This window comes from Collimonas fungivorans, assembly GCF_028292705.1.
Classification (GTDB): Bacteria; Pseudomonadota; Gammaproteobacteria; order Burkholderiales; family Burkholderiaceae_D; genus Collimonas; species Collimonas fungivorans_B.
Genome location: NZ_JAQGLV010000170.1, coordinates 21,451 through 28,428 on the forward strand (window position 1 = coordinate 21,451; position 6,978 = coordinate 28,428).

The window sequence follows — 6,978 nt, forward strand, 5'->3', positions numbered from 1 at the left end:
TGATAGAAAAATGGCGAAACGCGATTATTACGAAATACTGGGCGTGGGGAAAAATGCCTCCGACGAAGAAATCAAAAAGGCCTATCGCAAGCTCGCGATGAAGCACCATCCGGATCGAAATCCGGATAGCAAGGGCGCCGAAGATAAGTTCAAGGAGTGCAAGGAAGCCTACGAAATGCTGTCCAATCCGGAAAAGCGCGGCGCATATGATCGTTACGGTCATGCCGGCGTCGATCCGAACATGGGCGGAGCAGGCGCCGCCGGCGCAGGCAATTTCGCCGATGCGTTCGGCGATATCTTCGGCGATATTTTCGGCGGGGGCGGCGGACGCGGCGGCCGTAGCGCGGGACCGCAAGTCTATCGCGGCGCGGACCTGCGCTATAACCTCGACATCACGCTGGAACAGGCGGCGCACGGTTTCGACACCACCATTCGCGTGCCATCCTGGGATCACTGCGAGGTGTGCGATGGCTCCGGCGCCAAGCCCGGCAGTGCGCCGACTACCTGTCCTACCTGCGGCGGCCACGGCCAGGTCAGGATGCAGCAGGGCTTTTTCAGCATTCAGCAAACCTGTCCGAAATGCCACGGCAGCGGCAAATATATTCCCGACCCGTGCGCTGCCTGCGGCGGCGCCGGACGCGTCAAACGCAACAAGACGCTGGAAGTCAAGATTCCGGAAGGCATCGACGACGGCATGCGGATACGCTCGTCCGGCAACGGCGAACCGGGCGTCAACGGCGGCCCGACCGGCGATCTGTACGTAGAGATCCATATCAAGCCGCATCCGGTCTTCCAACGCGACGGCGACGACCTGCACTGCGAAATGCCGATTTCGTTCGCGCGCGCGGCGCTGGGCGGCGAAATCGAAGCGCCGACGCTCAACGGCAAGGCATCGTTCTCGATTCCTGAAGGTACGCAGTCGGGCAAAACCTTCCGTTTGCGCGGCAAAGGCATCAAGAACGTGCGCTCCGGCATGGTCGGCGACCTCTTCTGCCACGTCGTGGTGGAAACGCCGGTGAAACTCACCGACCGTCAGAAAGAGTTGCTGCGCGAGCTGGAAACGCTGACGATCGAGGGTGGCGCCAGGCATAGTCCGCAGACTAAAACCTGGAAAGACAAGATCAAAGAGTTTTTCTAGTAGACTGCGCTTACTGTCCCACGCAAACATTGCCGGTCCCATGGTGACAAAGGATCGGCATCTTTGTCTGCGGAGGCGTCGCCACTGCCCGACGGTCTGCCGGCGCCGAGCTTACTTCACAACGGATTACCATGACAGAAAAAAAACTGGATTTGACGCAGCAGAAATTGCTGCGCGGCAATTTGGATTGGGCCACGAATCTGACCAAAAAAGACCCGGGTTTTTTCAAGACGCTGGCCGCCCAGCGTTCGCCCGAGTACTTCTGGATCGGCTGTTCCGACAACCGGGTGCCCGCCAATGATCTGCTGGGTTTATTGCCCGGGGAATTATTCGTGCATCGGAATATCGCCAACGTCGTGGTGCATACCGATCTGAACTGTCTGTCGGTGCTGCAATTCGCGGTTGACGTATTGCAGGTCAAGCATGTGATCATCTGCGGCCATTACGGCTGTTCCGGCGTGCTGGCCGCATTGAACAAGCGTCGCGTCGGCCTGGCCGACAACTGGCTGCAGCATGTACAGGATGTGCACGAGAAACATGCGCATTGCTTTCATGAAGACATGAGCGAGCGTTCGCGTCACGACCGTCTGTGCGAGTTGAACGCTCTGGAGCAGGTCGACAATATTTGCCGGACCAGCATCGTGCGCGATGCCTGGGAGCGCGGTCAGGAACTGACGATACACTGCTTGATTTACGGCGTGCAGGACGGCTTGCTGCGCGCGCTGACCTCGTCGATCGAAAATCCCGGCGAATGCAAATACATTCAGTCGAGTCTGAAAGCGTATGCCGACCTGAAGTAACGAGCGGCAATAAGCCACGATAGAGCCACGATGGAAAACGGCGACCGGTGGAAATTCCACGGTCGCCGTTTTTTCATCCGTCAAACCTGCATGTAGAGCGCAGACCTCAGAAGTTGTGTTCCTCCGCCGGAAAACTGCCGTCCTTGACGGCGCTTACGTAGCCGCGCAATGCGCTGGCGATGCTGTCCGCTCCCTCCATGAAATTACGCACGAAACGCGCCTTGTGCCCGGGAAACGTGCCCAGCATGTCGTGCATCACCAGCACCTGGCCGGAACAGTCGACGCCGGCGCCGATGCCGATGGTCGGCATGTGCAGCGCCTGCGTCACTTCCTTGCCCAGCGTCGCCGGAATGGCTTCCAGCACCACCATGCAGGCGCCGGCGTGTTCCAGGGCCAGCGCATCGGTCATCAGCCGTTGCGCCGCGTCGGGGCTCTTGCCCTGCACCTTGTAGCCACCCATCAGATGCACCGATTGCGGCGTCAGGCCCAAGTGGGCGCAGACCGGTATCGCGCGCTCATGCAGATAGCGGATGGTTTCGGCCAGCCACGCGCCGCCTTCGATCTTGACCATGTGAGCGCCGGCCTGAATCAGTTTGGTCGCATTCTGGCAGGCCTTCTCCGGCGTGGTGTAGGTGCCGAACGGCATATCCGTGATCACCATCGCCGTCTTGTTGCCGCGCGCCACGCAGGCGGTGTGATACGCCATCTCGTCCAGCGTCACCGGCAATGTGGAATCGTGTCCCTGGCATACCATGCCCAGCGAATCGCCGATCAGCAGCATTTCCACCCCGCAGGCGTCCATCAGACTGGCGAAGCTGGCGTCGTAACAGGTCAGCATGGTGAGCTTTTCACCTTTGTCGCGCAGCGCCTGCAACAGCGGCATGGTGACCGGTTTGCTGCGCTTGGCGGCTCCGGCGGTTTTTTCCTGGGGGTTTTCTGGGGACTTTTCTTGAATATATGCTGCCATGTTCTGTGCTCCGAAATGAAAAAGATGCGCGCCGGCTACAGCGCCCGTCAACCTCTGAAAATGAAATATACAGCACCTGTCATGCACATGGCTGCCCACACATAATCGAGTTTGAACGGCTGATCCATATACAGCATCGCGAACGGCACGAACACCGACAGCGTGATGACTTCCTGCATGATCTTCAACTGAGCCAGGCTGAACTGCTGATAACCGATGCGGTTGGCCGGCACTTGCAGCAGGTATTCGAACAGCGCGATGCTCCAGCTGATCAGCGCGGCGATCCACCACGGCTTGTTCGCCAGCGTCTTCAGGTGGCCGTACCAGGCCATCGTCATGAATACATTCGATAGCGTCAACAGTCCGGCGGTTTGCATCCAAATAGGTATGATGGGCATAAGAAATCTCTAGGTTACGGTAGACGTTCGATCCGCTGTGCGCCGACCGCGGCGGCGAATTGCCGCGCCGGCCCGGCGTTCGGGATCAGTATGGAGGGGGCGATATCCAGTAGCGGCAACAGCGCGAATGCGCGCTGCGTCAAGCCCGGATGCGGTACGGTCAGCGCCGGCGTGGCGATGACCTGATCGCCGTACAGCAAAATATCCAGATCGAGCGTGCGCGGCGCATGAAAATAAGGCCGTTCGCGGCCGAACTCCTGTTCGATCGCCTGCAATGCGCGTAGCAGCGGCAGCGGCTCCAGCGTGGTCGACAGCGCCGCCACCGCATTGATGTAATCGTCGCCGCCGGCATCGAATGGGGCGCTGCGGTACAGCGCGGAATGGCTTAACAGCGCGGCGCCGGGCAATTGACGCAGGCGGGCGATGGCCTGCTCCACCGAGGCGCGGGCGTCGCCCAGATTGGCGCCGAGCCCGATGTAAGCGACATGCGCGACGGTGCTGGCCATCGTGGCGGGCATTGCGGGCTCAGGCCTCGTCGGCCGCCGGCGCCGCCGATTTGGTGCGTGAGCGGCTGGCGCGGCGGCGGCGTTTCTTGACCGCCCCGCCGTCTTCGTCTTTCGGCTTTTGCGTCAACAGCTCTTCGCGGCCGGGGCCGTCGGCGTCGATGAATGCGCTCCACCATTCGCCTATGTCGGGATCGAGTTCGCCGGACGCGCAGCGCAGCAGCAGGAAATCGTAACCGGCGCGCAGCCGCGGATGTTCCAGCAGCTTGTACGGCGATTTGCCGGTGCGGCGCTCGAAGCGCGGCTGCATTGCCCAGATATCGCGCATGTCGCTGGCGATCTTGCGTTGCAGCGCCAGTTTTTCGGTTTGCGCGTTCAGCACGTCGTCGGCCGCCAGATGCAGCCCCGGAATCGGATATTCGCCGGCGGCCTGATAGGCGCGCCATTTTTCCAGCACCTGATGCCACAGCAGCGACGCGAACAGAAAGCCCGGCGAAACCGGTTTGCCCTGCACCACGCGGTTATCGGTATTGGTCAGCGCCAGCGTGACGAATTTCTCGCCCATCGGCTGCTCCAGCACCACGTCGAGCAAGGGCAGCAGGCCGTGATGCAACCCTTCCTTGCGCAACTGCTGCAGACAGGCCAGCGCATGGCCGCTCATCAGCAGCTTCAGCATTTCGTCGAAAATGCGCGCCGCCGGCACATTGTTGATCAGCGGCGCCATCACCGAGATCGGCGCCGCGGTGGCCGGGTCGATGGTGAATTTCAGGCGGGCGGCAAAGCGCGCCACGCGCAGCATGCGCACCGGATCTTCGCGGTAGCGCGCTTCCGGCGCGCCGATGATGCGCAGTATCTTGGCGCGGATGTCGGCGATGCCGCCGTGGTAATCGAGCACCGTTTGCGAAGCCGGGTCGTAATACATCGCATTGATCGTGAAATCGCGCCGCACCGCATCTTCGGCCTGCGAGCCGAAGGTATTGTCGCGCAGCACCCGGCCGTGTTCGTCCTTCGGCGCGCCGTCGAGCACGGTGCCGCGGAAGGTGGTCACTTCGATCAGTTCCTGGCCGAACATCACATGGACGATCTGGAAGCGCTTGCCGATGATGAACGCGCGCCGGAACAGCCGTTTGACCTGGTCCGGCGTGGCGTTGGTGGCGACGTCGAAATCCTTGGGTTTGATCGACAGCAGCAGATCGCGCACCGCGCCGCCGACGATGAAGGCCTTGAAGCCCGCCTGCTGCAGCGTATCGGTGACGCGGATCGCATTCGGCGACACCAGCTTCGGATCGATGCCGTGTTCCTTGGCGCTCAGCATCAGGGGCTGGGCCGGACCGCTGACTTTCTTGTTTTTGCCCATAATCGAGCGGATCAGCTTTTTAATCATGAGAGGGTGCGTCGAAAATATTCAGGATGGGCCAGCCGTGCGCAAGCGCGTGCGCTTTCAGCCTGGCGTTGGGATTGGTGGCGACCGGATCGGTGACCAGCGACATCAGCGGGATATCGTTCTGCGAGTCGCTGTAGAAATAGCTGCGCTCGAAATCGGCCAGCGTTTTGCCCATTTTTTCGAGCCAGGCCTTGGTATGGATCACCTTGCCGTCGGCGTAGGTGGGGATGCCGATCAGCTTGCCGGTCAGGCTGCCGTCGGCGCGCATTTCCGGCTGCGCAGCGATCAGATGCTCGACGTTGAAGACCTTGGCGATAGGCGCGGTGACAAAACCGTTGGTGGCGGTGACGATGGCCACCAGATCGCCGGCGTCCAGGTGCTTTTGCACCAGCGCCTGTGCGCCGGGCGCCTGTTTCAGCGCGGGATGGATCACCTCGGCCATGAACTTCTCGTGCCAGGCGTCGAGCCGGTCGCGCGGGAAAGCGGCCAGAATGCCCAGCGCGAACTCCAGGTAAGCGACCGGATCCAGCGTGCCGGCCTCATAGGCGGCATACCATTCGTCGTTGCTTTTGCGAAACGCCTCGGCATCGATGGCGCCGGTGTCCGCCAGGAAATTTCCCCATTCGTGATCTGAATCTAGCGGCAGGATGGTGTGGTCGAGATCGAATAATGCGAGATTCATAGAGTACGTTCTTGTATTTCCATTTGTAAAAGACTGCGTAGCAGGGGCCGCGTGATCGGCCGCTGGGTTTCCAGCGAATAGCGGTCCAATGCATCGAGCATTGCCGATAATGACTGCATATCCCGGTCAAAGTGCGTAATCAGGTAGGGCAACACGCCCGGCGACAGTATCATGCCACGCGCGGCCGCGGCTTGGGCCAAAGCATCGACTTTTTCTTCGTCGGTCAAGCCGTGGATGCAATAAATCAGCCCCCAGCCGAGCCGGGTGCGCAAATCTTCCCGCACCGCCAGTTGCGCCGGCGCCCGGTCGCCCGCGCAGACCAGGCAGCCGCCCCGCTCGCGGATCTCATTGAACAGATTGAATGCGTCGACCTGCTCCCGCTCCGGCAATTGCTCGCAATCGTCGATCAAATACAGGCGCACGGCCGGATCGTAGTCGAAGGCGTCGGAGGCGGCGTCGGCGGGGATGTAGCGGCCGTGGCCGGCCTTGGCCAGTGCGTGCAGCAAATGGCTTTTGCCGCCGCCGGATTCGCCCCACAGATAGACAAACCGGTCATGCACCGTCGCTGCGCGGCCGCCGGAGGCCGCCAACGCGACCGATTGGCCCAATTGCATCAATAAATGGACTGCTTCCGCATTGCGCCCCACGACGAAAGTTTCGAAGTCGGGCGACTGTTTCGCGTTCAAACCCAGAAGGAGCTGTCTCATACGCAAAGCGCAGGGATGCGCCGGCCCATGCGGCGGCCGAAGCCTTCGTTGCCCTGTCGCAGTCTGCTGCGACCCCCGAAAAGCCGTGCCGCGCACGATTTTTGCGCTGTTTTGGAAGAAAATGCCATGGTTAGGTGGTTCGGTTTGATAAAATCACGGTTTGGCGAACGCCTTTGTTTTCCACAACGCTATTTTACCGCTGCTTACCGCCGCTATACACATCATGACATCATCATCCAATATTTCTCTTTCTTATCGCGACGCCGGCGTGGATATCGAAGCGGGCGACGCGCTGGTGGAAGCGATCAAGCCGTTCGCCAAGCGCACCTCGCGCGAAGGCGTGCTGGGCGGCATCGGCGGATTCGGCGCGTTGTTCGAAATCAGCAAGAAATTCAAGGA

The 6,978-nt window shown here is 60.8% G+C and carries 8 protein-coding genes and 1 pseudogene; 3 read left to right on the forward strand and 6 right to left on the reverse strand.

All coding sequences use genetic code 11. The features are described 5' to 3' along the window. The first annotated feature begins 10 nt into the window (after positions 1-10). Both dnaJ and can read left to right on the forward strand, forming a co-directional pair. A complete protein-coding gene (gene dnaJ / locus JWQ61_RS09415) occupies positions 11-1,138 on the forward strand; it encodes a molecular chaperone DnaJ (RefSeq protein WP_304360298.1) in 1,128 nt (375 codons plus the stop codon). A 131-nt stretch (positions 1,139-1,269) separates the two neighbouring features. Then, positions 1,270-1,938 carry a carbonate dehydratase gene (gene can / locus JWQ61_RS09420; protein ID WP_304360299.1) on the forward strand — a complete coding sequence of 223 codons (669 nt, stop codon included), beginning with the start codon at positions 1,270-1,272 and terminating at the stop codon, positions 1,936-1,938. A gap of 106 nt (positions 1,939-2,044) precedes the next feature. Here can and panB read toward each other — a convergent pair whose 3' ends face one another. From panB to hda, 6 genes are all read right to left on the reverse strand, one after another. Continuing rightward, positions 2,045-2,821, reverse strand: coding sequence for a 3-methyl-2-oxobutanoate hydroxymethyltransferase (gene panB, locus JWQ61_RS09425; RefSeq protein WP_304360305.1), 777 nt, complete (start codon positions 2,819-2,821; stop codon positions 2,045-2,047). 131 nt (positions 2,822-2,952) lie between these two features. Beyond that, entirely contained in the window at positions 2,953-3,303 is a 351-nt protein-coding gene (locus tag JWQ61_RS09430; protein ID WP_304360300.1) for a DMT family protein, read from the reverse strand. 14 nt (positions 3,304-3,317) lie between these two features. Further along, complete coding sequence (gene folK / locus JWQ61_RS09435) at positions 3,318-3,821, reverse strand: 2-amino-4-hydroxy-6-hydroxymethyldihydropteridine diphosphokinase (protein ID WP_304360301.1); 504 nt, start codon at positions 3,819-3,821, stop codon at positions 3,318-3,320. Between the two features lie 7 nt (positions 3,822-3,828). Then, positions 3,829-5,190 (reverse strand): polynucleotide adenylyltransferase PcnB, encoded by a 1,362-nt coding sequence (gene pcnB / locus JWQ61_RS09440; RefSeq protein WP_304360302.1) that lies wholly within the window; start codon positions 5,188-5,190, stop codon positions 3,829-3,831. Next, positions 5,183-5,872, reverse strand: coding sequence for an HAD family phosphatase (locus JWQ61_RS09445; protein WP_304360303.1), 690 nt, complete (start codon positions 5,870-5,872; stop codon positions 5,183-5,185). The genes pcnB and JWQ61_RS09445 overlap by 8 nt, the downstream gene beginning before the upstream one ends. Then, complete coding sequence (gene hda / locus JWQ61_RS09450) at positions 5,869-6,579, reverse strand: DnaA regulatory inactivator Hda (protein ID WP_304360304.1); 711 nt, start codon at positions 6,577-6,579, stop codon at positions 5,869-5,871. Before hda ends, JWQ61_RS09445 begins: the two co-directional genes overlap by 4 nt. Positions 6,580-6,802: 223 nt before the next feature. Between hda and JWQ61_RS09455 the strand changes: the two are divergent. Then, positions 6,803-6,978 (forward strand): annotated as a pseudogene (locus JWQ61_RS09455) (phosphoribosylformylglycinamidine cyclo-ligase); the annotation flags it as partial.

Excerpts from the sequence above, each read along its gene's own strand:
- dnaJ (WP_304360298.1), top strand. The coding sequence starts at position 11 with ATGGCGAAACGCGATTATTACGAAATACTGGGCGTGGGGAAAAATGCC.
- can (WP_304360299.1), top strand. The coding sequence starts at position 1,270 with ATGACAGAAAAAAAACTGGATTTGACGCAGCAGAAATTGCTGCGCGGC.
- panB (WP_304360305.1), bottom strand. The coding sequence starts at position 2,821 with ATGCCGCTGTTGCAGGCGCTGCGCGACAAAGGTGAAAAGCTCACCATG.
- JWQ61_RS09430 (WP_304360300.1), bottom strand. The coding sequence starts at position 3,303 with ATGCCCATCATACCTATTTGGATGCAAACCGCCGGACTGTTGACGCTA.
- folK (WP_304360301.1), bottom strand. The coding sequence starts at position 3,821 with ATGCCCGCCACGATGGCCAGCACCGTCGCGCATGTCGCTTACATCGGG.
- pcnB (WP_304360302.1), bottom strand. The coding sequence starts at position 5,190 with ATGATTAAAAAGCTGATCCGCTCGATTATGGGCAAAAACAAGAAAGTC.
- JWQ61_RS09445 (WP_304360303.1), bottom strand. The coding sequence starts at position 5,872 with ATGAATCTCGCATTATTCGATCTCGACCACACCATCCTGCCGCTAGAT.
- hda (WP_304360304.1), bottom strand. The coding sequence starts at position 6,579 with ATGAGACAGCTCCTTCTGGGTTTGAACGCGAAACAGTCGCCCGACTTC.